This is a genomic window from Azospirillum cavernae, from assembly GCF_003590795.1.
GTDB lineage: Bacteria > Pseudomonadota > Alphaproteobacteria > Azospirillales > Azospirillaceae > Azospirillum > Azospirillum cavernae.
In genome coordinates, this window is record NZ_QYUL01000002.1 from 1 (window position 1) to 24,007 (window position 24,007).

21 protein-coding genes and 1 rRNA gene are annotated in these 24,007 nt (G+C 67.6%); 12 read left to right on the forward strand and 10 right to left on the reverse strand.

The features are described 5' to 3' along the window. The 4 genes from D3877_RS11435 to D3877_RS29825 all read right to left on the reverse strand — a co-directional run. Window positions 1–470: ribosomal RNA gene (locus D3877_RS11435) — 16S ribosomal RNA — on the reverse strand; the annotation flags it as partial. Window positions 471–914: 444 nt separating this feature from the next. Then, the gene (gene atzF, locus D3877_RS11440; protein ID WP_119830941.1) at window positions 915–2,732 is read right to left on the reverse strand and encodes an allophanate hydrolase; all 1,818 of its coding nucleotides are present in this window, start codon (window positions 2,730–2,732) and stop codon (window positions 915–917) included. Window positions 2,733–2,769: 37 nt separating this feature from the next. Then, complete coding sequence (locus D3877_RS11445; protein ID WP_238474860.1) at window positions 2,770–4,182, reverse strand: AtzE family amidohydrolase; 1,413 nt, start codon at window positions 4,180–4,182, stop codon at window positions 2,770–2,772. Beyond that, complete coding sequence (locus D3877_RS29825) at window positions 4,179–4,400, reverse strand: DUF4089 domain-containing protein (RefSeq protein ID WP_158599883.1); 222 nt, start codon at window positions 4,398–4,400, stop codon at window positions 4,179–4,181. Before D3877_RS29825 ends, D3877_RS11445 begins: the two co-directional genes overlap by 4 nt. 186 nt (window positions 4,401–4,586) lie before the next feature. On the opposite strand from D3877_RS29825, the gene hpxZ reads away from it, so the two are divergent. The 8 genes from hpxZ to D3877_RS11490 all read left to right on the forward strand — a co-directional run bounded on the left by hpxZ (window position 4,587) and on the right by D3877_RS11490 (window position 12,502). Then, window positions 4,587–5,024 carry an oxalurate catabolism protein HpxZ gene (gene hpxZ / locus D3877_RS11455; RefSeq protein WP_119830943.1) on the forward strand — a complete coding sequence of 146 codons (438 nt, stop codon included), beginning with the start codon at window positions 4,587–4,589 and terminating at the stop codon, window positions 5,022–5,024. 115 nt (window positions 5,025–5,139) lie between these two features. Next, window positions 5,140–5,862: a GntR family transcriptional regulator gene (locus D3877_RS11460; protein WP_119830944.1), complete on the forward strand. Its 723-nt coding sequence runs from the start codon at window positions 5,140–5,142 to the stop codon at window positions 5,860–5,862. A 353-nt stretch (window positions 5,863–6,215) separates the two neighbouring features. Further along, window positions 6,216–7,343: a BMP family ABC transporter substrate-binding protein gene (locus D3877_RS11465; protein ID WP_119830945.1), complete on the forward strand. Its 1,128-nt coding sequence runs from the start codon at window positions 6,216–6,218 to the stop codon at window positions 7,341–7,343. A 174-nt stretch (window positions 7,344–7,517) separates the two neighbouring features. Next, on the forward strand, window positions 7,518–8,600 hold the full coding sequence (locus tag D3877_RS11470) for an ABC transporter permease (protein WP_119830946.1): 1,083 nt from the start codon (window positions 7,518–7,520) through the stop codon (window positions 8,598–8,600). Between the two features lies 1 nt (window position 8,601). Beyond that, entirely contained in the window at window positions 8,602–9,528 is a 927-nt protein-coding gene (locus D3877_RS11475; RefSeq protein WP_119830947.1) for an ABC transporter permease, read from the forward strand. 50 nt (window positions 9,529–9,578) lie between these two features. Beyond that, the gene (gene biuH, locus D3877_RS11480; RefSeq protein ID WP_119830948.1) at window positions 9,579–10,262 is read left to right on the forward strand and encodes a biuret amidohydrolase; all 684 of its coding nucleotides are present in this window, start codon (window positions 9,579–9,581) and stop codon (window positions 10,260–10,262) included. After that, on the forward strand, window positions 10,259–11,800 hold the full coding sequence (locus D3877_RS11485) for an ABC transporter ATP-binding protein (protein ID WP_199720779.1): 1,542 nt from the start codon (window positions 10,259–10,261) through the stop codon (window positions 11,798–11,800). Before biuH ends, D3877_RS11485 begins: the two co-directional genes overlap by 4 nt. Window positions 11,801–11,830: 30 nt before the next feature. Continuing rightward, entirely contained in the window at window positions 11,831–12,502 is a 672-nt protein-coding gene (locus D3877_RS11490) for a cysteine hydrolase family protein (RefSeq protein ID WP_119830949.1), read from the forward strand. A 3-nt stretch (window positions 12,503–12,505) separates the two neighbouring features. Here the strand turns inward: D3877_RS11490 and ada are convergent, their stop codons facing one another. Both ada and D3877_RS11500 read right to left on the reverse strand, forming a co-directional pair. Further along, entirely contained in the window at window positions 12,506–13,606 is a 1,101-nt protein-coding gene (gene ada, locus D3877_RS11495) for a bifunctional DNA-binding transcriptional regulator/O6-methylguanine-DNA methyltransferase Ada (protein WP_119830950.1), read from the reverse strand. 105 nt (window positions 13,607–13,711) lie between these two features. Continuing rightward, entirely contained in the window at window positions 13,712–15,691 is a 1,980-nt protein-coding gene (locus tag D3877_RS11500; RefSeq protein ID WP_119830951.1) for a PP2C family protein-serine/threonine phosphatase, read from the reverse strand. Window positions 15,692–15,903: 212 nt separating this feature from the next. Here D3877_RS11500 and D3877_RS11505 point away from each other — a divergent pair, with 212 nt between their 5' ends. Beyond that, window positions 15,904–16,287, forward strand: coding sequence for a response regulator (locus D3877_RS11505; RefSeq protein WP_119830952.1), 384 nt, complete (start codon window positions 15,904–15,906; stop codon window positions 16,285–16,287). A gap of 98 nt (window positions 16,288–16,385) precedes the next feature. Continuing rightward, complete coding sequence (locus tag D3877_RS11510) at window positions 16,386–16,760, forward strand: hypothetical protein (protein WP_119830953.1); 375 nt, start codon at window positions 16,386–16,388, stop codon at window positions 16,758–16,760. On the opposite strand, the gene D3877_RS11515 is transcribed toward D3877_RS11510, so the two are convergent. Further along, window positions 16,748–17,719 (reverse strand): glutathione S-transferase family protein, encoded by a 972-nt coding sequence (locus D3877_RS11515; RefSeq protein ID WP_119830954.1) that lies wholly within the window; start codon window positions 17,717–17,719, stop codon window positions 16,748–16,750. The two genes, D3877_RS11510 and D3877_RS11515, sit on opposite strands and share 13 nt — an antisense overlap. Before the next feature lie 127 nt (window positions 17,720–17,846). Between D3877_RS11515 and yddG the strand changes: the two genes are divergently transcribed. Together yddG and D3877_RS11525 are read left to right on the forward strand one after the other, a co-directional pair. Then, window positions 17,847–18,779: an aromatic amino acid exporter YddG gene (gene yddG, locus D3877_RS11520; RefSeq protein WP_119830955.1), complete on the forward strand. Its 933-nt coding sequence runs from the start codon at window positions 17,847–17,849 to the stop codon at window positions 18,777–18,779. A gap of 116 nt (window positions 18,780–18,895) precedes the next feature. Next, window positions 18,896–20,632 (forward strand): ABC transporter ATP-binding protein/permease, encoded by a 1,737-nt coding sequence (locus tag D3877_RS11525; protein WP_119830956.1) that lies wholly within the window; start codon window positions 18,896–18,898, stop codon window positions 20,630–20,632. 6 nt (window positions 20,633–20,638) lie between these two features. Here the strand turns inward: D3877_RS11525 and tssG are convergent, their stop codons facing one another. Genes tssG through tssE form a run of 3 tightly spaced genes read right to left on the reverse strand, consistent with a single transcriptional unit; the run spans window position 20,639 to window position 24,004 of the window. After that, on the reverse strand, window positions 20,639–21,760 hold the full coding sequence (tssG, locus tag D3877_RS11530; protein WP_119830957.1) for a type VI secretion system baseplate subunit TssG: 1,122 nt from the start codon (window positions 21,758–21,760) through the stop codon (window positions 20,639–20,641). Further along, window positions 21,724–23,547 carry a type VI secretion system baseplate subunit TssF gene (tssF, locus tag D3877_RS11535; RefSeq protein WP_158599885.1) on the reverse strand — a complete coding sequence of 608 codons (1,824 nt, stop codon included), beginning with the start codon at window positions 23,545–23,547 and terminating at the stop codon, window positions 21,724–21,726. Before tssF ends, tssG begins: the two co-directional genes overlap by 37 nt. Continuing rightward, complete coding sequence (gene tssE, locus D3877_RS11540; RefSeq protein ID WP_119830959.1) at window positions 23,537–24,004, reverse strand: type VI secretion system baseplate subunit TssE; 468 nt, start codon at window positions 24,002–24,004, stop codon at window positions 23,537–23,539. The genes tssF and tssE overlap by 11 nt, the downstream gene beginning before the upstream one ends. Between the last annotated feature and the right edge of the window lie 3 nt (window positions 24,005–24,007).

Sequence of the window (24,007 nt, forward strand, 5' to 3'; positions counted from 1 at the left end):
CGCGGCTGCTGGCACGAAGTTAGCCGGGGCTTCTTCTCACGTTACCGTCATTATCGTCACGTGCGAAAGAGCTTTACAACCCTAAGGCCTTCATCACTCACGCGGCATTGCTGGATCAGGCTTGCGCCCATTGTCCAATATTCCCCACTGCTGCCTCCCGTAGGAGTCTGGGCCGTGTCTCAGTCCCAGTGTGGCTGATCATCCTCTCAGACCAGCTACCGATCGTCGGCTTGGTGAGCCGTTACCTCACCAACTACCTAATCGGACGCGGGCTCCTCTCTCGGCGTAAACTTTCCCCCAAAGGGCGTATCCGGTGTTAGCGTTCGTTTCCAAACGTTATTCCGAACCGAAAGGCAGATTCCCACGTGTTACTCACCCGTGCGCCACTAAGGCCGAAGCCTTCGTTCGACTTGCATGTGTTAGGCATGCCGCCAGCGTTCGTTCTGAGCCAGGATCAAACTCTCAGGTTCAAATCGACCTCCAGCGAACCGGAAACCGACTGAGACGGATCGTCCGAAAACGTCCAAACCCAAGCGTTAGAAAACCTGTTACAGTTAACTTGCTTCAACTTTGGATGCCTACAGACGTCCGTTGATGTGCCGATCCCAAACAAGATCAAAACCCAACGTCAAACGGTGCAATCCGCACCGCCGCCTGCGCATCCCTTCTCACAACACGGTATGCACTTGTCAAAAATCCCGCCACGATCAAAACAGACGCCGCGCTCGAACCCTCCGAAGAGGACCGAGCCGCATTGGCCGGTTTGTCTGGCACCCCGCCGCGTCCACCTCGCTCGCCGCGCTCCGTTCGGACCGCGTCGGCGCTGTTCGCGTCGGGAGGCGCTTTATAGGCGGACCAACCCGACCACGCAACTGCTTTTTTCGGTCATAACGCATTTTTTTCGGGAGGCCGGTTCAGAGGCTCGCCCGATAGGCCCGCCAGCCGCCGAAATGGGAGATGTCCGGCGCGCCGGTGATGGCTTCGGCCTCGCACAGGAAACCGCTGACCCGCCGCCCATCGGTCAGTTCCACCGCGCCGACGCCCAACGGCGCCGGAATGGCGGCGACGAAGCGGCCATAGGCTTCCGGCGTCAGCTCCCAAATCTCCCCTTCAATGGCTAGGCCGCCATCGGCGACCCGCAGCATGCCAGGGCGGGCGGGTTGGCCGGGCAACGCATAAAGGCGGTAGCGGGGCGCGGTCTGCGCCGTGGCGACCAACCGCCCGCCCACGCTGGTCAGTTGGTGGTTCAGCGGTTGCCCGGACAGATGCGCGCCCAGCACCAGCAGGGGAATCAGCCGATCCGCCCCATACGTGATGGCGCGCGGCGGCGGCACGGTGACGCCTGTGGCCCCCAACGCCACACCGGCGGCGCGGTGGGCCGCCGCCGCGACTGCCGCGACGGCGGTTTCCCGGAAAGCCGGGGCGATCAGGGTGATGCCCGCCGACCGACCATCGGCCTGAAAACCCGAAGGCACGGCGATGCCGCACAGATCAAGAAGATTGGTGAAGTTGGTGTAGCCGCCGAGGTTGGTGTTGAGCGCCACCGGATCGGCCAGCAACTCTTCCACTGTATAAATGGTGCCGGTGGTCGGCACAGCCAGGACGTCGATGCTATCCCACACCGGCGCGATGTCGCGGCGCAGCTCTTCCAGACGGTGGAAGGCGCGGAAGGTCTCCACCGCGTCGCGCGCGTGCCCGCCCTCGATGATTCTGCGGGTGACGGGGACGCCGGAGTTTGGGTGCGCCGCCAGAAAATCGCCGACCGCCGCCGTCCGTTCCGCCACCCATGGGCCGCTGTAGAGCAAAGCGGCGGTTTCGGCGAAGGGGGCGAAGTCAATCGTCACCGCCACGCCGCCCAAAGCGGTCAAACGGGCGAGCGCGGCGCGGTAGAGCCGTTCGGCCTCGGCGTTGCCAAAAAACTGGAGTTGGCTGTCCTGCGGGACGCCGAAGCGAAAGGGCGCGCGCAAGGCGGATGGCGCGGGCGGCGCGGCGCGGCTGTAGGCGTCGAGCGGATCGGGCGCCGCCATCACCGCCAAAGCCTCCATCGCGTCTTCGACCGTCAGCGCGAAAATGGACACGCAATCGAGCGAGCGGCAGGCCGGAACCACCCCCGCCGCGCTGACCAGCCCCTTGGTCGGCTTCAGCCCGACGATGTTGTTGAAGGCGGCGGGCACCCGGCCCGACCCCGCCGTGTCGGTGCCCAGCGCGAAGCTGACCAACCCCGCCGCCACCGCCACCGCCGAGCCGGAGCTTGACCCGCCCGGCACGCACAGCGGGTCGATGGCGTTGCGCGGGATCCCATAGGGGGAGCGCACGCCGACCAGCCCGGTGGCGAATTGGTCCAGATTGGTCTTGCCGATCAGCATCGCCCCGGCGTCGAGCAGCCGTTGCACGGCGGTCGCCGTCCGGTCGGGGCTGTAGGCGAATTCCGGGCAAGCGGCGGTCGTCGGCAAGCCAGCGACGTCGATGTTGTCCTTCACCGCGAAAGGCAGGCCATACAGCGGCAGGGCGGCCCGCTCCTCCGCCGTCAGCGCCGCCAATTCCGCCGCGCGGGCGAGCAGCGCGTCCGCCGGAACGCGACTGATCCAGACATGATCCTCGCCCGCCGCCGCGATCCGCGCCAGCACCGCGTGCGCCACCGCCGTCGGGGTGAAGGCCCCGGCGCGATAGCCGTCCGCCAGCGCTGCGAAATCGAGGCTGCCAACCGCGCCGTCGCCGAAGATGGGTTGCATCGGGGAAAACTCCTGAGCTTTGGAAAGTGGGGGTGGGTTAAGACAGCGTCGGATCGGCCAGCGGCGCGCGGGCGACTCCGCGCCGCTCCAACTCCGCCGCCACGCGCAGGCAATGATCCTCCCGCCAGGGCGCGGCGATCACCTGGACGCCGATGGGCATGGCCCCCGGCAACGCCATCGGCACGGCGCAGACCGGCAGGCCAATGCAAGAAATCGGCTGGGTGAACAGACCCATGTGCGGGCGCACCGGCAGTTCCACGCCGTCCAGCACCATGGTTTTTTGCCCGACCAGCGGGGCCGAACAGGGGGTGGCCGGGGCGAGCAGCACGTCAACCTCCTGGAACAGAGCCAGGACTTGCTCGTGATGCCAGCGCCGCACCCGCTGGGCCTGGACGTACCAGGAGGCGGGCAGCAGCGCCCCCGCCAGGAAGCGGTCGCGGGTGTCGGGATCGAAATCATCGGCGCGCGTCCGCAGCCGCTCCAGATGAAAGGCCGAGCTTTCGGCGTTGGTGATGATGTAGGCGGCGGCCCGGCCCAGCGCGGCGCTGGGCAGATCGACCACACGGTCCACGCCCAAAGCCGCCGCCGCGCGCGTCACCGCGTCGTGCGCCTCCGGCAGGCCGCCGCGCGCGAAATAGCCGCCCGCCACGGCGACGCGCAGCCCATCGGCCCCGGCGCTCAAGCCCGCGAGGGTTGGTTCCACCGCCCGCCCGGCGCAGGCGTGGTCGCCCTCCGCCGGTCCCTGCAAGAGGTCATAGACCAGGGCCAGATCGCGGACCGACCGGGCGAAGGGGCCGAGATGGTCCAGGCTGTCGCAGAAGGGGAAGGAACCGTGGCGGGTCAGCCTCCCATAGGTCGGCTTCAACCCAAAAATCCCGCAAAGCGACGACGGCACGCGGATCGACCCGTTGGTGTCGGACCCCAAGGACAGCGGCGCCAACCCCGCCGCCGTCGCCGCCCCGCAGCCCGACGACGAACCGCCGGTCATCCGCGCCGGGTCATGCGGGTTGCGGCAGGCGCCGTCATGGGCGTTCTCGCCGGTGAAGTCATAGGCGTATTCGCCCATGTTCAGCCCGCCAACCAGAATCGCCCCGGCCCGGCTCAGCCGCTGCAACAGCACGGCGTCGGAGGTGGCGGGCGGACGTTCGCGGTTGATTTTTGATCCGGCGCGGGTCGGCAGGCCGCGCACGTCCAGCAAATTCTTGACCGCCACCGGGATCCCGGCCAACGGCCCGACCGTCTCCCCAGCGGCAAGGCGGGTGTCGAGCGCCGCCGCGTCCGCCCGCGCCCGGTCGGCGGTGACGTCGGTGAAGGCGTTCAGCAGCGGGTTGAGCCGGGCGATGCGATCCAAAACCGTCTCGGTCACGGCGCTGGCCGACAGGGTTCCGGCGCGCACCGCTTCGGCGATGCCCGTCGCGTCGCCCGCCAGGGCGGCTTGGGCGGCGCTCACGCTTCACCCAAAGGGATGACGCCGGGACGAAAGACAGGGGCCGGGTCCAGCGCGTCGTCGGGCAGCGGGGCGGTCTGCAACGCCGTGGCCATGCTGTGGGCCAAGGTCAGGAAGGCCGCCACCCCCGGCTTATGCGCGGGATCAATGACCAGACCGCAGGTCGGGGCCATTGCCTCCATATGGGCCAGCGGGTCGAAGGCGGGGGACGGTTCGCTCATGGGGAGACTCCCGGCGGGACGGAACGGAATGGGCCTTGCACGGCAAAAATGGATTGCAAATCCGGGACCAGCGGAAAAAGCGGCGAAACCCGCGTCGCGTGACAGCCCATCGCTTAATCTGTATGCAGTGTTGCATGCAATTTGATCTCTTGCACCCTCTTTGCTCATTCGACGGAGACCGGCCCCATGACCGACAAAACCACCTTCCCAGCCGAGAGCCGCCCGCCCGACGTCAACCGCCCCGACGTGGTCGCCGAGGTGACGGAAGCCTTTGAGGCGTATGAAGCCGCGTTGATGAGCAACGACGTGGCGACGCTCGACGCCCTGTTCTGGCGCGATCCCCGCACGGTGCGGTTCGGGGCCGACGGCCCGGCCTATGGCTTTGACGCCATCGCCGCCTTCCGCCGCGACCGCGACGTCGCCGGGCTGGCGCGGGTGTTGGAGCGGGTGGTCATCACCAGCTTTGGCGAAAATTTCGCCACCGCGCTCTGCGCCTACCGCCGCACCGCCACCGGGCGGGTTGGTTGGCAAAGCCAAAGCTGGGTGCGGATGGCGGAGGGCTGGCGCATCGTCGCCGCCCATGTCAGCCTGGGGCCGGTCGGCGGGGAAATCCCACCCGCCTGAGCCGCCAACCCCGCGCGCGTCTCCTGCGCTTTTTCGCCCTCTGGATTGGCGGGCGGCGGCTCCTGTATACACGGGGGTCGAACCTGCGCGTTTTATGGACAAGGAACCACCCGCGATGATGCTGCGAGCCGCACAGGGGCCGCATCTGGCCCCCGACGACGACGCGGCCCCGCCAGCGACCGACCGCCAATCACGCGGAACGCTGGCGGAAACGCTGCGCCGCCAGTTGGCCGACGACATCCTCGACGGGCGTCTGCTGCCCGGCGTGCGGCTGGACGAAACGGAGTTGGCCGCCCGCTTTGGCGTCTCCCGCACCCCGGTGCGCGAGGCGTTCAAGCTGCTGGCCGCCACCGGGCTGGTCCAGGTCCGCCCCAACAAGGGCGTCATCGTCACCGCCATCACCCCGGAACGTCTGACCGAAATGTTCGAGGTGATGGGCGAAATCGAGGCGGCTTGCGCCCGTTTCGCCGCCCGCCGCATGACCGAGGCCGAGCGCGCCACCCTGGTCGCCCTGCACGCGGAGGCGGGAACCCTCGCCGAATCCGGCGACCGCGAGGCTTACGACAGCCTGAACACCCGCTTTCATTCGGCCATCTACGCCGGGGCGCACAATGACTTCATGGCGGAAACCGCCCAGGCGATCCGCCAGCGGCTGCGCCCCTTCCGCCGCGCCCAGTTCCGCCTGGACGGCCGACTGTCGCGCTCTTGGTTGGAGCATGACGCGGTGGTGCGCGCCATCCTGTTGGCCGATGGCGAAGCCGCCTATCACGCCATGCGCGTCCATGTGACGGCGGTGGGCGGCGCGTCCGCCGACTATGTTGGACGGACGGCAAACTGACTGAGTTTACGGCGGCGCAAGGCAGCGGCCTGCATTGTATGCACGACTGCATGCAGGTGGACGCCTCTGGGAAATTCTTTATTTTTCTTTTGAATCAATGAATTAAATGGAAAATCTCCGTCCCTCTGCGCTTACGCTGCGAACAGCGGGCCATGGTTTTTGCTGAAAATCAGGGCGGTTTCCAGGCGAGCGACCAGGGTTTGGGCAATCGCGGCGCGTCCTTACGCCGCAACCGCCCCCTCTCGAATGCAATCCGCCCGGAAACTGGCGATCTCGGAACAATCCATTCTCCTGGCACAGCGCTTGCGATGTCCCCGGCAAGCCAGCTTCACTTGAAAAAAGGGACACTCACCATGGGCAACGCGCTGCGTTTTTCCCGCCGCTCCGTCTTGAAAACGATGACCGCCGTCGGCGGTTTGGGCGCGCTGGGGGCTGGAATGCCGTGGACGTCGGCGCTGGCCAAGGATCTGGTGATCGGCTTCATCTATGTCGGGCCGCGCGACGATTACGGCTACAACCAGGCCCACGCTGAAGGGGCCGCCGCCGTCAAGGCGATGCCCGGCGTCAAGGTGCTGGAAGAGGAAAAGGTGCCGGAAACGGTCGATGTCGAAAAGACCATGGAAAGCATGATCAACCTCGACGGCGCGTCGCTGCTGTTCCCGACCTCCTTCGGCTATTTCGACCCGCACATGCTGAAAGAGGCCAAGAAGCACAGCGACCTGACCTTTCTGCATTGCGGCGGGCTGTGGACGCCGGGCAAGCATCCGGCCAACACCGGCAGCTATTTCGGCTACATCGACGAGGCGCAATATCTGTCCGGAATCGTCGCCGCCTATTCCAGCAAGACCAAAAAGCTCGGTTTCATCGCCGCCAAGCCGATCCCGCAGGTGCTGCGCAACATCAACTCCTTCACGCTGGGCGCCCGCTCGGTCGATCCGACGATCACCACGGCGGTCATCTTCACCGGCGACTGGTCCATGCCGGTGAAGGAGGCAGAGGCCGCCAACAGCCTGATCGACCAGGGGGCCGACGTCGTCACCTGCCACGTTGACAGCCCCAAGGTGATCGTCGAGACGGCGGAAAAGCGCGGCGTCTTCTGCACCGGCTACCACGCCAGCCAAGCCACGCTGGCGCCGAAAGGCTATCTGACCGGCGCCGAGTGGAACTGGGCCAAGGTCTACACCGATTACGTGAAGATGGCGCAAGGCGGGGTCAAGATCCCCAACCTCGTGCGCGGCGGCTTGAAGGAGGGGATCATCAAAACCTCGCCCTACGGCGCCGCCGTGTCGGACGCGGCCCGCAAGCACGCGGATTCCGTGAAGGCCACATTCATGGATGGCAGCTTCGTCATCTACAAGGGGCCGATCAAGGACAACAAGGGCAACAGCGTGATCGCGGCGGGCAAGGAGCATGGCCAGACCGACATCGCCCTGGAATCGATGAACTGGCTGGTCGAGGGCGTGGTCGGCAGCCTCGCCTGACGCCCCCCCCGCTTCGGCAAAGGGCGATGTCCGTGAAAGCGTGGGGAGGGAGGGCCGTTTGCCAGAATCGACGACGCAACGCGACCGCTCACCCCTCACCCTTCCCACCGCTGCGCGGCGGTCCCCTTCCCTCTCCCGCAACGGGAGAGGGACATTCCGACAGGAGTCCCGCCGATGGACCGCATCATGAACGCGCTCGCCGCGCTGTTGACCGCGCTGGTCGTGCCGGGGGCGGCGCTGCTGGCGTCTCTGGCGCTGTTCGGCGCCTTCGTCGCGCTGGTCGGCGTCAACCCGCTTGAGGTTTATGAACTGATGTACCGGGGGGCCTTCGGCTCCTGGTTCTCCTGGCAGAACACGCTGACGCGGGCGGCGCCATTGATCCTGACCGCGCTGTGCACCGCCCTGCCCGCCCAACTCGGGCTGGTCATCATCGGCGGCGAAGGGGCGCTGGTGTTGGGCGGCTTGGCGGCGGCGGCCACCGGGGTGGCGCTGGACGGCGCGCCGGTCGCCCTGGTGATGGGGGCGATGGGGCTGGCGGGGATGGCCGCCGGGGCGGCGCTGATCGGCGGGGTCGGGGCGCTGCGCCACCGGCGCGGCGTCAACGAAACCATCTCCAGCCTGCTGCTGACCTACATCGCCATCGCGGTGATGAACCACATGGTCGAGGGGCCGCTGAAGGATCCCGCCAGCCTCAACAAGCCGTCCACCGCCCCGCTGGCCGAGGCCTATCAAATCGGCCCGTTGCCGGGGATGGACGTGCATTGGGGGCTGGTTCTGGGCGTGCTTTGCGCCGTCGCCGCCTGGGTGTTGATGAGCCGGACGGTGTTCGGCTTCGCCGCCCGCATGGTTGGCGGCAACCCGCGCGCCGCCCGCATGGCCGGGCTGCCGGTCGGGCGGCTGTTGATCGTCACCACGGCGCTGGCCGGGGCGGCGGCGGGGCTGGCCGGGATGGTCGAGGTCGCCGCCGTGCATGGCCGGGCCAACGCCGCGCTGGTCGCCGGGTATGGCTCCACCGGCGTGCTCGTCGCCTTTCTCGCCCGGCAAAACCCGCTGGCGGTGATTCCGGTCGCCATTCTGTTCGGCGGCATCGGGGCCAGCGGCGGGCTGCTGCAACGGCGGCTTGGCCTGCCCGACGCCTCCGTCCTGGTGTTCCAGGGCATCATCTTCGTCGTGCTGCTGGCCAGCGAGGCGATGCAGGGCCGCGTCCGCCTGTTCGCCCCCGCCCCAATCCTCCCCGCCGCCGCAAAGGAAGCCTGACATGGATGATGGATCTCTGGGGTGGTGGGGCGTGCCGCTGGCGGTGCTGGCCGGGGCGATCCGCATTTCCACCCCCTTCCTGTTCGTCAGTTTGGGCGAATGCCTGACCGAAAAAAGCGGCCGGATCAATCTGGGGCTGGAAGGCACGCTGGTGATGGGCGCGATGACCGCCTACGCCGTCTCCTACGGCAGCGGCGACCCGTGGCTGGGCGTGCTCGCCGCCGGGCTGGCGGGAACCGCCTTCGGCGCGCTGCACGCGTCGATTTGCGGGCTGGAGCGGGTGAACGACATCGCCGTCGGCATCGCCCTGATGCTGCTGGGCACCGGCTTGGCCTTTTTCCTGGGCAAGCCCTTCATCCAGCCGCAAGCGCCGCAGCTTCCCGCCATTTCCTTTGGCTGGTGGAGCGGATCGGCGCAGGTGCGTTCCGCCCTTCAGGTCAACGCGCTGTTTCTCGTCGGGCTGGCCTTGGCCCCGCTGCTGCTGTGGGGGTTGCGCAACACCCGCTGGGGCATGGTTCTGCGCATCGTCGGCGAAAGCGCCGAGGCCGCCCGCGCCATGGGCTACAAGATCAATCAGGTCCGTCTGCTCGCCACCGCTTGCGGCGGTTTTCTGGCCGGGGTCGGCGGTTCCTTCCTGTCCCTGCATTATCCGGGAAGCTGGAACGAACGGCTGTCGAGCGGCCAGGGCATCACGGCGGTGGCGCTGGTGATCTTCGCCCGCTGGGATCCGATGCTGTGCGTCTGGGCCTCCCTGCTGTTCGGCGGGGCCAGCGCGCTGGGTCCGGCCCTGCAATCGGTCGGGGTGACACAGGGCTATTACCTGTTCAACGCCGCGCCCTACGTCCTGACGCTCGCCATCATGATCGCCACCTCCTCGTCCCGTCACCGTCTGGCCGGAGCGCCGGCGGAGCTGTCGGTCACGCGGTGACGCCCGCGCCCGTGGCTCCCACGACACCAGACCTCAGGAGACCGCCCGCCATGGTCGAACGCTTCATCCCCGCCGATCCCTACCCGTGGCCTTATAACGGCGCGCTGACGCCCGAAAACACGGCCTTGATCGTCATCGACATGCAGACGGATTTCTGCGGCGTCGGCGGCTATGTCGACGCCATGGGCTATGATCTGTCGCTGACCCGCGCGCCGATCGAACCGATCAAGGCGGTGCTGGCCGCCATGCGGGCCAAGGGCTACACCATCATCCACACGCGCGAGGGGCACCGCCCCGACCTGTCGGATCTGCCCGCCAACAAGCGCTGGCGTTCGCGACGGATCGGCGCGGGGATCGGCGATCCGGGGCCTTGCGGGCGCATCCTGGTGCGCGGCGAACCGGGGTGGGAGATCATCCCGGAACTGGCCCCCCTGCCCGGCGAACCGATCATCGACAAGCCCGGCAAGGGCAGCTTTTGCGCCACCGATCTGGAATTGATCCTGACGACGCGCGGCGTCCGCAACCTGGTTCTGACCGGCATCACCACCGACGTGTGCGTCCACACGACGATGCGCGAGGCCAACGACCGGGGGTTCGAGTGCCTGTTGCTGGAGGATTGCTGCGGCGCGACCGATCCCGGCAACCACGCCGCCGCCGTCAAGATGGTCACGATGCAGGGCGGCGTGTTCGGCTCGGTCAGCGCGTCCCCGGCTTTCATTGAGGCCCTGCCATGAACGAGATGACCCGCCCCCTGCCCGCCGAGATCACCGCGCCCGCGCTGGAGGCCGTCGCCCTGACCAAGCGCTTCGGCGCCTTCACCGCGCTGGATTCCGTGTCGATCAAGCTGCGCCCCGGCAGCGTCCACGCCCTGCTCGGCGAAAACGGGGCGGGGAAAAGCACGTTGGTCAAATGCGTCATGGGCTTTTACCGGCCCGACGACGGCGCGGTTCTGGTCAACAATCACGAGGTGGTGATCGGCGATCCCCGCGCGGCGCAAACCCACGGGCTGGGCATGGTGTACCAGCATTTCACCCTGGTGCCGCGCATGACGGTGCTGGAAAATCTGGTGATGGCGCGCGCCTCGGTCCCCGCCGTGATTGATTGGGCGGCGGAGCGGGCGGCGCTGGCCGCCTTTCTCGCCACCATGCCCTTCCGCATCGACATTGACGCGCCGGTCGCCGCGCTGGCGGCGGGCGACAAGCAAAAGGCGGAGATCGTCAAACAGCTCTACCTCAAGGCCCGCATCCTGATTTTGGACGAGCCGACCTCCGTCCTCACCCCCGACGAGGCGGACGAGACGTTGGGGCTGATCCGCGCCATGGCGTTGGCCGGGCGTTTGACCGTGCTCATCATCACCCACAAATTCCGCGAGGTGATGGCCTTCGCCGACGACGTCACCGTGCTGCGCCGGGGCAAGCTGGCCGGAACCGGGTCAGTCGCCGCCCACACGCCCGACAGCCTCGCCCGGCTGATGATCGGCGAATCCGCCATCGCCGCCCCCGCCGCCCGCGACGGCGCGCCGACGAACGAGGTTCGGCTCGCCGTCGCCGGGTTGCGCGCCGACGACGAGTCCGGGATGCCCGCCCTGCGCGGGGTCGATTTGCAGGTTCACGCGCGCGAAATCGTCGGCGTTGCCGGGGTGTCGGGGAACGGACAGGTCGAGTTGGTGCAGGTGTTGGCTGGGCAACGGACGGCGACCGGCGGCAGCCTGCGGGTGCATGGGGAGCTTTACGCCGCCGACCGCGCCGACATCCGCCGCCACAAGGTCCATTGCCTGCCCGAAGAGCCGCTGCGCAACGCCTGCGTGCCGGGCATGAGCGTGGCCGAGAACATGGCCTTCCGTTGCTTTGACGAGGCGCCGCTGGCGCGCGGCGGCTGGTGGCTGGATCTGGCGGCGATGCGCCGGGCGGCGCGCGACCTGATCGCCCGCTACCGCGTCAAAACCACCGGACCGGAGGCCCCCATCGCCACCCTGTCGGGCGGCAACGTCCAACGCGCCGTTCTGGCGCGGGAGCTGTCGCGCGACGTCGATGTGTTGATCGCCGCCAACCCGGTGTTTGGGCTGGATTTCGCGGCGGTCGCCGACATCCACGCCCAGATCGTCGAGGCGCGCAACCGGGGAACCGCCGTGCTGCTGGTCAGCGAGGATCTCGACGAGCTGTTGGAGCTGTCCGACCGGCTGGTGGTGATGTCGCGCGGCGTCATCGTCCACGAAACCACCCCCGCCGCCGCCGACCTGACAGTGATCGGGCGCTGCATGGCCGGTCACTGACCCGCCCCTTTCCCTTGGAGACCGCCAGCCATGCTGACCATCGACGCCCTGCCCTACGCCTATGAATTCCCGCTTGGCCGGACGGCGCTGATCGTCATCGACATGCAGCGCGATTTTCTGGAGCCGGGCGGCTTTGGCGCGGCGCTGGGCAACGACGTCCGCCGCCTCGCCCCGTCCATCGCGCCGACCCGCGCCCTGCTCGACGCCTTCCGCGCCCGTGGGCTGCCGATTATCCACACGCAGGAGGCCCACCGCCCCGACCTGTCCGACTGCCCGCCGTCCAAGCTGGAGCGGGGGCGCGGCACCTTGACCATCGGCGACGTCGGGCCGATGGGCCGCATCCTGGTGTCGGGTGAACCCGGCGCCGCCATCATTCCCGAACTGGCCCCGCTGCCCGGCGAAATCGTGATCGAAAAGCCGGGGAAGGGCGCCTTCCACGCCACCCCGCTGCGCGAACGCCTGACGGAGTTGGGCGTCACCCATCTGCTGTTCGCGGGCGTCACCACGGAGGTGTGCGTGCAAACCACGATGCGCGAGGCCAACGACCGGGGTTATGAATGCTTGTTGGTGGAGGACGCGACCGACAGCTATTTCCCGGAATTCAAGGCCGCCACCCTGGCGATGATTCGCGCCCAGGGCGGCATCGTCGGCTGGACCGCTTCCAGCAGCGCCGTGCTGGCGGCGTTGCCGCCGATTCCCTGACCGTCACGCCCCTTCGCGGTCCAGCAGCGCCCGTTTCCGCTCGACGCCCCAGGCGTAGCCGGACAGCGCGCCGTCGGTGCGCACCACCCGGTGGCAGGGGATGACGACGGCGGTCGGGTTGGCGGCGCAGGCCCGCGCGACGGCGCGGACGGCCTTGGGCTGGCCGATCTGTTGGGCGACGTCGGCGTAGCTGGCGGTGGAGCCTGCCGGGATGGCGCGCAGCGCCTGCCACACCCGGTGCTGAAACGCGGTGCCCTGGACGTCCAGCGGCAGATCGCAGACCTGCGCCGAGCGTTCGATGACGCCGATCACCGCCGCCACCGTCGCCTCAAACCGCGCGTCGCCGCCGACCAGCCGCGCTTTGGGGAAACGATCCTGGAGCGCTTCCGCCAACCGCTGTGGATTGTCGCCGAACTGGACGGCGCACACCCCCTTGTCGGTGGCCGCGACCAGCACGTCGCCCAGCGAACAGGCGGCGATGGCGAAGCGGATTTCCGCCCCGCGTCCGCCCGCCCGGTAATCCGACGGGCGCATCCCCAGCCGCTCGGTCGCCCCGTCGTAAAAGCGGCTGGACGACGAATAACCGGCGTCATAGATGGTTTCCGTCACCGCCCGGCCCTGCGCCAACCCCTGGCGGGCCAGCGCCGCCTTGCAGGCGTTGGCGAAGCCCTTCGGCGTCACCCCGGCGATGGCCTTGAACACCCGGTGGTAATGGAAGGGCGACAGGCCGCTGAGCGCCGCCAGTTCCGCCAAGGTCGGGGCGGAATCGCCGTCGCGCACCGCCTGTTCGATCCGGCGGCAGGCCTGGGCCACCCCGTCGGCGTGGCGGTCGTCGGCCCCGCTTTCCGTCGGTCGGCAGCGCTTGCAGGGGCGGAAGCCCGCCGCCGCCGCCGCCGCGTTGGTCGGGTGGAAGGTGACGTTTTCCCGCTTGGCCGGGCGCGAGGGGCAGGAGGGTTTGCAATACACCCCGGTGGTCGCCACCGCGTAGACGAACCGGCCATCCGCGGCGCGGTCCCGCCGTTGCACCGCCTCCCAGCGCTCTGCATCCCGGCCTTCGCCGGTTTCAGCGGATTCATCGGGGGAAAAAGGCGACGGTTGGTTCATGACACGGCTCCCTGACCAAGGTCAGCCCCGAACCGCCGGGGCTGATCGACGGTTGGAAGTCTGCCCGCGCGCGTCCCGCCGAACATCCCGCCCCTTGCGGTCGAATTACGCCAGCGTCTCACCCTCCGCCGCGACGGGCAACAGGCGGCGCAGCACCAGACAGAGCAGATCGCCGCTCACCCCGTCCGGCCCGGCGTGCGCCTCGACCGCGCGCAGCACCATCTCGGCGCGGTCGCGGGCCGACAACACCCGGCCTTGCTGAAGCACGACCCCCAACCGTTCGGCGGCGAAGGGCGCGCGTTGGGCGTCGGTGGTGTGCAGAACGCCATCGGTGCACAGGAACAGCGTGTCGTCCTGATTCAACACCGTCACCGCCTCGGCATAAGGCGCGGTTTTGCGCACGCCCAAGGCCGGGCCGCCAGCCTCGATCAACGCCGTGACCGCGCCGTCAGCCATAATAAGGCAGGCCCCGGGCAGACCGGCGGCGGCGTGGCGCAGGCTGCCCGTCACCCGGTCATAGACGGCGACGAACGCCGTGGCGAAACCGTCGAACGGGCTTTCGCTGCCCAACCGCTCGTTCGCCCCCGCCAGCAGGGCGGCGGGCGACACGCCCGGACGGGCCAATTCGCGGATCGCCCCGCGCACCATCAGCATCAAGAAGGCCGCCGGAACCCCACCGCCCGACACCCCGACCATGACCAGCAACACCGTGCGCTCGTCCAGTTCGATGACGTCGTAGAAATCGCCGCTGACCATGTGGGCGGGCGCCAGCGCCGCGAAATATTGGCTGTCACGCCCGGCGGGAAGCTGACGCGGCAGCAGACTGGTCTGCACGTCGCGGGCGGCCCGCTGCTCCTCCTCAATCAGATGTTCGGCGGCGCTCAGCTTTTCGCTTTTGGTCTCCAACTCGGCGCTGCGCATCAAAAGCTGGGAGTCCAACGTCTCTTCGCGCGCCGTGGCTTCCAGCGCCATGCTGCGGAAAACGCGCGACAGCCGCCCGAACTCGTCGTTGCGCTCGGTCGCCTCGTTCAAGGTGAAGGGGTTGAATCGCCCGGCTTCGACCGCCGCCACCGCCTCGCTCAGCCGCTCCACCGGGGCCATCTGCCGGCGGGCGAAACGGACGGAGCTGTAAACCCCCAGCCCCAGCACCACGACGCCCAGCAAGCCGCCGATCTTCAACTGACGGCGCAGCATCATGGCCGGTTCCCCGGCGGGCAGACGGACCACCGCCACGGCGGGGGCGCCCTGCCCGTTGGTTCCGGTCTTGATCGGGGCCAGCGCCAGCAGGCTGTCGCCGTCACTGACGACGCGGACGTCGCCGCCCGCCACCGCCGCCGCCTTGGCCGCGTCGGTTCCCGCCGTCGACAGCGGACCGCCGCCCGCCTCGCCAATCACCGCGCCGCGCGCCACCACCCGGCCCTCGCGGTCGAGCAGCCACGCGGCGTCCACCGCGCGGCTGGCCAGAAGGGCGTCGATCAACCCATCCGGTCCGGCTTTCTTGGCGATCTCGCTCAGCCGCTTCACGTCGGCGCCGACCTGGACGATGCGTTGCTTGTCCACCCCGGCCACCCCGGCGAACTTCATCAGCTTGCCGCCCTCCACCGCCGCGTCGGACACCAGGGAGACGGGCGTGCGGTTCAACAGCCCGGTGTAGGCGGCGTGGCGTGGCTGCGCCTTGGAATCCTGACCGAACAGCGGGTCGGCCCCCGGAAGATTGTGCAAATAGGCGCGGCCCCGGTTGTCGGTGATCCACATCTCATCCGGGCCGCCCGACTCGGCGATCTGCTTCAAGCGGTCGGAAATCGTCTTGGGCGGCAGCTTGGCGGTTTCGGCCAGCGCCACCAGATGGGCGGTTAGCGTCGCTTCCGACAGCAGACGCTCGCCCAGCAGAATTTCCACATCGCGCGGGATGTCGCGCGTCTGGGTCGCGGCGCGGGCCAGCAGACCAGCGGTCATCCGACCATCGCTTTCAATCCGCGCGGACAGGGCGCCCTGCGTCGTCCAGGCCAGCGCGGCGGTGATCGCGGCCACCGCCAGCAGCACCAGCCCCGTCACCAGCAGGATCAAACGTTGTTGAAACGTCATGGGAAATCGCCCGCCCTTCGTGCCTGTTCTCCCACCGCTTCTACCGGGGCGCGACGCGCAAGTCCAGGCGCGGGGGGCCGCACCCCGCCCAGCTTGGTGAATTCTTTGAAAACGCGCGCCGTGAGACCCGCTTTGCCGTTGTTTTGTTTGGAGGCCGAAGCGGCTATGCTCATTGGCATGGTTGGTTGCCCGCGCTGAAGAGGCCTTCCGCAATGTTCGCGTCACGCTCCATCCTGGTGGTCGAGGATGAAATTGTCGCCCGTTCCGTCACCGTAAGGCTCTTGCGGCAACTGGGCGTCGGATCCGTGACGGAGGCGGCGGACGGGGCGGAGGCGCTGGCCCGTTGCGACCGCGTGGCCTTCGACCTGATCCTGTGCGACGTGGAGATGGAACCGCTGGACGGTTTGGCCTTTCTGGAAAACCTGCGGGCGCGTGACGGCGCGCGGAGCGCTGACGCGCCGGTCATCATGCTGACCAAACACAATGAGTCGGACATCGTGATGGCCGCCCTTCGCGCCGGTGCCGTCGGCTATCTGGTCAAGCCTGTCACCACCGCCTCGCTGACCGACAAGCTGACGAAGCTTTTGACCGGATGATCCTGCGCAAGAAAACACCCTGCTCCATGTTATTATTGTTTTCGTAACCGAAGCTCATCCACCATCATGCTTGTTGTCTCATTGCCGGGCGGGTCGCCATGTCCTTGAACATCCTGGAAATCGCCATTTACGCCATGGTGCTGACCGCCGGTCAGCCCAACGCCTACGAATGCGTCGCGGTCAAGCCGGAAGGCGCCAACTGCACCAACGGTTTGGCCGCCAAAAACGACGGGCCGAACCTGCTGTTCAGCAGCGGCGTTCAGGTGCGCAAGGACAATCAGGGGCGCGTCAGCCTCAGCAACGGCCTGAAGACCCGCTTCGACGCCACCGCCTGGGTGGCGTTCGAGGACAGCGGCGGCAAGACCGTGGTCAGCGTCCGCAAAACCGGCCCGATGCGTTTCAAATTCTCCAACGGCTACCAGTGCGAGGCGATGGGCAACCCCGAAGACATGGCCCGCTGTTACAAGCCCTGAGCCTCAAAACCGGGACCAAGCCGCTCGCGTCCATGCGGAGCGTCCAGATCCAGAAGCGGCCCCTTCGGCACGATCCCCGTCGGGTTGATGGTGGGGTGGCTGCCGTAATAATGCCGCTTGATGTGGCTGAAGTCGACCGTCGCGGCGATTCCGGGGATTTGGTGGAGATCGCGCAGATAGCCCGACAGGTTCGGGTAATCGGCGATCCGCCGCTGGTTGCATTTGAAATGGCCGACATACACGGCATCGAAACGAACCAGCGTGGTGAACAGCCGCCAATCGGCCTCCGTCAACCGATTGCCGACCAGCCAGCGTTGACCGGACAGCCGCGCGTCCAGTTCGTCCAGCGCGGCGAACAGAGCGTCGAAGGCGGCTTCATACTTGTCCTGGACGGTCGCGAACCCGGCCTTGTAAACGCCGTTGTTGACGCGGTCATAGACGAAGGCGTTGGTCCGGTCGATCTCCTCCACCAGATCCGCCGGGCAATAATCGGCGTGGTTTCCGGTGATCCCGTCAAAGGCGCTGTTCAACATGCGGATGATCTCCGCCGATTCGTTGTTGACGATGCGCCCGGTCGCCATGTCCCACAAAACCGGCACCGTCACCCGCCCTGTGTAGTCCGGCTTGGCCTTGCCATAGACCTCGAAGAGACGGGTCGCCCCGGTGATCGGGTCGGGCGAGGGAAACACCCAGCCCTCGCTCAGCATCAGCGGATCGACGACGCTGACGCCGATCACCGCGTCCAAGCCCTTGAGCGCCCGGAAAATCAGGGTCCGGTGCGCCCATGGGCAGGCCAGCGAGACAAACAGGTGATAGCGCCCGGCCTGCGCCGGAAAGGGGCTGGAGCCGTCCGCCGTGATGCGGTCGCGGAACTGCGCCTCGGTGCGGACGAACGCGCCGCCGGTGCTTTTGGTGTCGTACCACTGGTCGTGCCAGCGACCCTCGATCATCAGCCCCATGGTCCTCACCCCTTTCGCGTTGCCGACCCAACGGAGCATTGGGACGGAGCGCGCGCAAGCTTTTTGGCAACCCAGACGTGACGATGGCGGTCTTGTGCGCCGTCAAAGGCCCGGCTATCCAACCGCGATGACCGCCACCGCCCTTCCCGCCCCCTCCGCCCTGCCCGCCGCTCGTTCCTCAAGCGATGTTCAGCGCGCCACCGCCGTTGGATCGCTGGCGATCCTGCTGTGGGCGTCGGCGGGGTTGCTGACCACGCTGGCCAGCGGCCTGCCGCCTTTCCAGATGATCGCCACCACCTTTGGGCTGGCCTTTCTGACGGGGACCATCGGCGGGCTGTCGCGTGGGCGCGACGTGATCGGTGTGTTGCGCCAGCCTTGGCCGGTCTGGCTGGTCGGGGTGGCCGGTCTGTTCGGCTATCACGCCTTTTATTTCCTGGCCTTCCACCTCGCCCCCAACGCGGCGGTGGAGGTCAATTTGCTGAATTACCTGTGGCCGCTGTGCGTCGTTCTGTTCTCCGCCCTGCTGCCGGGGGAGCGTTTGAAACCCGCCCACATTCTGGGCGCGCTGTGCGGCTTGGCGGGAACCGCGCTGATCGTCGCCGGGCGGGGCGGCGGGCTGGCGCTGGACGGCGGCCATCTGTGGGCCTACGCCTCGGCCCTGGCGGCGGCGGTGATCTGGGGTGCCTATTCGGTGCTCTCCCGTCGTTTCGGCAACGTTCCGACCGAGGTGGTCGGCGGCTTTTGTCTGGTCACAGCGCTGCTGGGGCTGGGTTGTCATCTCGCTTTCGAAACGACTGTCATGCCGCAGGGTTGGACGTGGTTGGCCCTGCTGGCGTTGGGAATCGGGCCGGATGGGCTGGCCTTTTTCCTGTGGGATTACGGCATGAAGCGCGGCGACATCCGGGCGCTCGGCGTGCTGTCCTACGCCGTTCCCCCGGCGTCCACGCTGCTGCTGATCGTCACCGGGCAAGCGGCGGGCGGTTGGAGCGTGTGGGCCGCTTGCGCCCTGATTGGCGGAGGCGCGCTGCTGGCCAGTTGGGACGTTATCCGCAAAAAGTAACGACTATTTTTCGAGCGCGCATCGTACCAAGGTCGTAATAAGGATGGCGTCCTGTCGGCATCCCGACCCGCCGATCCGACCCGACCCGTTGCGCCGCTGAGTTGAGAGTTCGCCCGATGCTTGATCGCCTGTCCGTTGTCCGCGCGTTTCTCAGCGATGTTTGGCGGTTGACCCGCCCCTATTGGTCGTCGGAGGAGCGATGGGCGGCGCGCGGTCTGCTCGCCGCCATCGTCGCCCTCAACCTTGGCGCCGTCGCCATCGAGGTGTGGCTGACCCAGGTCAACTCCACCATCTTCAACGCCCTGGAAGAAAAGAACCAAAGCGGCTTCGTCGACGCGCTGCTGATGTTCGGCGGTCTGGCCCTGGTCTTCATCGCCGTGGCGGTCTATCGCCTCTATCTGAACCAGATGCTGCAAATCCGTTGGCGTCGTTGGCTGACCGAGCGTTATCTTGGCGATTGGCTGGAGAATCAGACCTTTTACCGGCTGAACTTCACCAGCAACGGCGCCGACAACCCCGACCAGCGCATCGCCGAGGATCTGCGGGGCTTCGTGCAACTGACGCTCAGCCTGTCGTTGGGCTTTCTGACCAACATCGTCTCGCTGGTCTCCTTCCTGGCGATTTTGTGGGGCCTGTCGGGCGGCGTCAGCCTGTTCGGCGTGGAAATCCCCGGTTATATGGTCTGGGTGGCCTTGGTCTACGCCATTGGCGGCACCTGGATCACCCACAAGATCGGCAAACCGCTGGCCAAGCTGAGCTTCGACCAGCAGAAATACGAGGCCGACTTTCGTTTCGCCCTGGTCCGCCTGCGGGAAAACGCCGAAAGCATCGCCTTGCAACAGGGCGAGCGACAGGAAGCCCACCGCTTCGCCGACCGCTTCGGGCAGGTGGTGTCGAACTGGTGGGCGATCATGCGCACGCAAAAGCGGCTGGTCTGGTTCACCGCTGGCTATGGGCAAGTCGCCGTCATCTTCCCGCTGCTGGTCGCCGCCCCGCGCTATTTCAGCGGCGCCATCCCGTTGGGCGCGTTGATGCAGACCTCGCAAGCCTTCGGGCAGGTGCAGGGCGCGCTGTCCTGGTTCATCGACGCCTACACCAGCCTTGCCGACTGGCACGCCACGACCAGCCGTCTGGTCGGCTTCCACCACGCGGTCGAGGCGGTGCGCGCCGCCAACAGCCGCCACGCTGGAATCGAACGGGTTGAGGGAAGCGACGCGTCGCTTCACCTCGACGGGGTTGCGCTGGCGCTGCCAACCAGCGGCGCCCCCTTGCTGCGCGCGGATCTGACCGTGGCCCCCGGCGAGCGTCTGCTGATTTCCGGCGCGTCCGGGTCGGGGAAAAGCACGCTGCTGCGCGCCATCGCCGGAATCTGGCCCTTCGGCAAGGGGCGGGTGCGGTTGCCGGTCGGGGCCGCGTCGATGACTCTGCCGCAAAAACCCTACATGCCGATTGGCAGCTTGCGCGCCGCCGTCGCCTACCCGGCCAACGCCGACGCGTTCGACGAGGCCACGCTGCGCGCCGTGCTGGTCGATGTCGGCATGGCCGGTTTCGCCGACCGGCTTGATGAGGAGGATCACTGGAGCCAACGCCTGTCCGGCGGCGAGCAGCAGCGCGTCGCCGTCGCCCGCGCCCTGTTGCAAAAGCCCGCTTGGCTCTATCTTGACGAGGCGACCTCGGCTTGCGATCCCGAGACGGAGGAGCGGTTGTACGGCTTGTTGCGCGACCGGCTGCCCGCAACCGCCATCGTCAGCGTCGGCCACCGCACCAGCCTGATCGCCCACCACGACCGTCATGTCGCGGTGCGCCGCGATGACGCGCCCGACAGCGGCGGCGCCCTGGTCAGCGTTTCGTAACCCCGTTCATGGAGGCGGCGCGGTCAGCGTCACCGCGCCCTCATCGCGCCGCGCTCGTGTGGTCAACCAGGAGGTCCAGCCCAGACGCGGCGCGTCCGCCGTCGCCGCGTTCGTCAACAAACGCCCCGCCCCACCCAACCGCACGCCCAGCGCGCGCGGTCGATCCGCCAACATCCGGGGGGATTGCAGATGCAGCCGGTTGGAGCCAACCAGCCGGGTTCCCGGCACCGCCGCCGGACGCAGCCGCAAACGGACACGGAACTCGGTTCCCGCCCCGGCGTAAAACCCGGCGAGATCACGCAAGGCTCGCGCCGCGTGACCGCCCGGCAGAAAGGCGCGGAAGCCATCCAGGTCGAGCGGTCCAATCTCCAGCGTCACCGCCGCTTGCTGGTCCCACACCCGCCGCCCCAGCACCGCGCCATCCCCCAGAACCGCGTTGCGCTGCCCCAACCGGGTGATCTGCGTATCGTCCAGCGTCAGCCAGCCGCCCTGCAACGGAATCGCCCGGATCGGCACGCCCAAATGGTCGTTCAACAGGCATTCCAGCCCGTGCAGGCTGCGCGGTTGTTGGGCCAGCGCCCCGGCATGGTTCAGCAACGCCCGATCCGGCACCGACATCCGCCCGCGCAACCCTTGGGTGCCAAGGCCGATCAGGCTGTAGAGATGCTCGGCGAAGGGGCCCTCATCGGGGCGCTCCCGGCTCAGCGCCGGACGGTGCATGCGCCGCGAGCGATAGAGGATCGACACCAGCCGGTGATTGAAGATATCGAGGAAATCGCGGGTCGCGGTGTCGCCCGCCCGCGCCTGTTGGATGATGGCTTCGGTGAACGGCGCGGGCAGCGGCCCGAATCCTCCGGCCAAACCGAGGAAATTGACCAGCACCTCCCAATGCGGCATGCCGGGGCCGGGCGGGGTCGCGGCGCTGAGGTCGCTGGCCGGAAAGGCGGTGGTCAGGCTGGAGCGGAAACGCACGGCCTCATGCGCCGGGTTGCCGCCATCGCCGACGCTGCGCGCCTCTGGGCACAGCCGCTCAATCAGGCTGATCGCCTGAAGCGCGTCGAAACGGTGGGCCTCGGTGGCCAACTGTTCGATTACAGAACGGGTTGATCGCCAGCCAGAGGGGGCCATGTTTTCCAGATCCCGTTGCGTTGTCGGCTGGTCAGCACCAATTGCGTGAAGGAGTTGACGCCTGCGTACAGCCCGAAAAAGCGGTTGAGCACCGACGCCAGCAAAAAGGGATGGCTGCCGACGAAGCGCTCTTCGTCCAACTCCAGGCGGATTTCGGTTCCCCGGCAAAAGCCGCGCCAGGCTTCCCCGCCGATCCGTCGCACCACTTGGCCGCTGGACAGCCCCGACAAGCCGGACACTTGACCGGACACCGTGGCGTCGTCAAAGGCGGCGTAGAGGCGCAGGATTTCGCGCAGCGCCGCCAACCCGGCTTCGCCGTCCAACGACAAATGATTGAGGGAGAGATGCGACACCAGCCGCCACAGGGTCTGACCGCCCAGCGGCGGCGTGGCTTGGCGCGTTGGTTTGGTCAGGCAGACGATCCCCTGCAACGGGGCGTCCACCTCGATCTCCATCCGTGCGCCCGCTGGCATCTGCTCGGCCACGCCCCGGTTGGTGCACAGCGTGTGGGCGAACACCACCTGAGCCGGGGGGCGGGTCGGTTTGAAATCCAGATCCAGAAAGGACAGCATCAAATCCGTCCCCGGCAGATCCGCCCGTCCGGTCGGCTGGCGCCGCGCCGTCCAAAAGGCGCGCGAGTCGGCGCGCTGCGCCCCATGATCGAAGGAATAGAAGGGTTGGAACACCCGGCTGTCATCCTCGTAAGCCGAACTGGCCGACAGCTTGAGAATGGAGTGAATTTCGGTCGAGCGTTCGCGGTAGCTGTCGGGCGGCAGACGGTATTCGATCTGCGTCTGATCCAACCGCACCGGCTCCGACGTTTTGCGGAACAGATTGACGATGGGCGCGCAGTTCAGCCGGAGTGACGCGCGATCCACCGTGATCGGGCGGCGCGGCGGGTTGGCGAGCAGCACCAGAAGGTCAACTTCCTTGCCCTCGCCCAGGCTGGCCGTAAGCCCATCCCCCAACCCATCCACGTCAATGAACAGGTATTTTTCCGGGAAAACAAAATACTCCTGGATCAACCGATAGGCCTGATGGGCGTGGCGTGGCCAGGGCAAAACATCCTCGTTGGGCGCAAAGCCAACCGGACGCAGACAGGATGCCGGCAACTCACGCAGCGGAGCCGACGCGCCGACCGGGCGAACAGCCACCCCACAGGCCTCGTTCAGCAGCGTTTCATACAGCACGCCCGCCGCCGCGCCGCTGAGATGCAACCGCAGCCGCTTGGGCGCCATGTCGGCGAAGCTGAGCTTTCCCATGCCGCGCAACGTGATGCGCAGCACCGCGCCCACCGCACTGCGCCGATCCAGAAACGGGAAGGCCGCCGCCGCCTGGATGGCGGCGTCCGTCACCTCGATCGGCCAAAGCTCCACCGGGTAGGATGTTCGAAAACGGCAGGTCAGCCCATCGGTCGCCTCGGCGAACAGCGGGGTTTCGTCGGGCAGGGTGAAGCCGGTGGCGGCGCGGGCCTGATCGGGATCCACCAGGAACTGGGCCACCGCCATGCTCGGCACCGGAGCCACCAGATGCGGATACAGCACCCCCAACAGCGCCGCCGGAATTTGTGGAAAGTCCGAATCCAACGTGCGCTGGATGCGCGCGGTCAGAAAAGCGAAGCTTTCCAGCAGCCGTTCAACATGCGGATCGGGCGATTCCGCCCCGGACAGATCCAATCGCGAGGCCACGCGCGGATAACGCGCGGCGAAGCTTGCGCCCTCGTGCCGCAGATAATCCAGCTCACGCTGGTAATAATCCAACAGATCGTTGCGATCATCACGGCTCATCGCCATCCCCCGCGCTGTCGGTCAGCAGGATGGGGAAACTGACGGATTCGACGACGCCGTCAAGCGCGAAGGAACCCGACACCCGCGCGCGCAGCCGCGACCGCTCGTTGCCCACCCGTTCCAGCGTCACGGAGGGACTCAGCAGGCGCGGCTCGAACGCGACCACCGTGCTGGTCATCAGCCCGGCCAAGCGGGTTTCGCTGTCGGCGTCAAAGGGCCAGAACAGCGACAGATCCGGCAGGCCATAATCCAGGGTGCCGCGTGGCCGCAGACCCAATTGGTCGGCGGCCAGCGGCGTGCGCGTGTTCAACAAACGCTCCAACTCGCGCCGGATCGAGGCCAGCAGCCCGTCCCGGTCGAGCAGGCGCGGATCCTGCCGCCCGTCCGCCCCGGTGGAAGCGGCCAAGCGGTCGAACAGCGGCGCCCGGACACCCTGCGTGGCCCGAGGCCCCGGCATGAC

Excerpts from the sequence above, each read along its gene's own strand:
- atzF (WP_119830941.1), bottom strand. The coding sequence starts at position 2,732 with ATGCAACCCATCTTCGGCGACGGCGCGGTTGGCAGCCTCGATTTCGCA.
- D3877_RS29825 (WP_158599883.1), bottom strand. The coding sequence starts at position 4,400 with ATGAGCGAACCGTCCCCCGCCTTCGACCCGCTGGCCCATATGGAGGCA.
- hpxZ (WP_119830943.1), top strand. The coding sequence starts at position 4,587 with ATGACCGACAAAACCACCTTCCCAGCCGAGAGCCGCCCGCCCGACGTC.
- D3877_RS11460 (WP_119830944.1), top strand. The coding sequence starts at position 5,140 with ATGATGCTGCGAGCCGCACAGGGGCCGCATCTGGCCCCCGACGACGAC.
- D3877_RS11465 (WP_119830945.1), top strand. The coding sequence starts at position 6,216 with ATGGGCAACGCGCTGCGTTTTTCCCGCCGCTCCGTCTTGAAAACGATG.
- D3877_RS11470 (WP_119830946.1), top strand. The coding sequence starts at position 7,518 with ATGGACCGCATCATGAACGCGCTCGCCGCGCTGTTGACCGCGCTGGTC.
- D3877_RS11475 (WP_119830947.1), top strand. The coding sequence starts at position 8,602 with ATGGATGATGGATCTCTGGGGTGGTGGGGCGTGCCGCTGGCGGTGCTG.
- biuH (WP_119830948.1), top strand. The coding sequence starts at position 9,579 with ATGGTCGAACGCTTCATCCCCGCCGATCCCTACCCGTGGCCTTATAAC.
- D3877_RS11485 (WP_199720779.1), top strand. The coding sequence starts at position 10,259 with ATGAACGAGATGACCCGCCCCCTGCCCGCCGAGATCACCGCGCCCGCG.
- D3877_RS11490 (WP_119830949.1), top strand. The coding sequence starts at position 11,831 with ATGCTGACCATCGACGCCCTGCCCTACGCCTATGAATTCCCGCTTGGC.
- ada (WP_119830950.1), bottom strand. The coding sequence starts at position 13,606 with ATGAACCAACCGTCGCCTTTTTCCCCCGATGAATCCGCTGAAACCGGC.
- D3877_RS11500 (WP_119830951.1), bottom strand. The coding sequence starts at position 15,691 with ATGACGTTTCAACAACGTTTGATCCTGCTGGTGACGGGGCTGGTGCTG.
- D3877_RS11505 (WP_119830952.1), top strand. The coding sequence starts at position 15,904 with ATGTTCGCGTCACGCTCCATCCTGGTGGTCGAGGATGAAATTGTCGCC.
- D3877_RS11510 (WP_119830953.1), top strand. The coding sequence starts at position 16,386 with ATGTCCTTGAACATCCTGGAAATCGCCATTTACGCCATGGTGCTGACC.
- D3877_RS11515 (WP_119830954.1), bottom strand. The coding sequence starts at position 17,719 with ATGGGGCTGATGATCGAGGGTCGCTGGCACGACCAGTGGTACGACACC.
- yddG (WP_119830955.1), top strand. The coding sequence starts at position 17,847 with ATGACCGCCACCGCCCTTCCCGCCCCCTCCGCCCTGCCCGCCGCTCGT.
- D3877_RS11525 (WP_119830956.1), top strand. The coding sequence starts at position 18,896 with ATGCTTGATCGCCTGTCCGTTGTCCGCGCGTTTCTCAGCGATGTTTGG.
- tssG (WP_119830957.1), bottom strand. The coding sequence starts at position 21,760 with ATGGCCCCCTCTGGCTGGCGATCAACCCGTTCTGTAATCGAACAGTTG.
- tssF (WP_158599885.1), bottom strand. The coding sequence starts at position 23,547 with ATGAGCCGTGATGATCGCAACGATCTGTTGGATTATTACCAGCGTGAG.
- tssE (WP_119830959.1), bottom strand. The coding sequence starts at position 24,004 with ATGCCGGGGCCTCGGGCCACGCAGGGTGTCCGGGCGCCGCTGTTCGAC.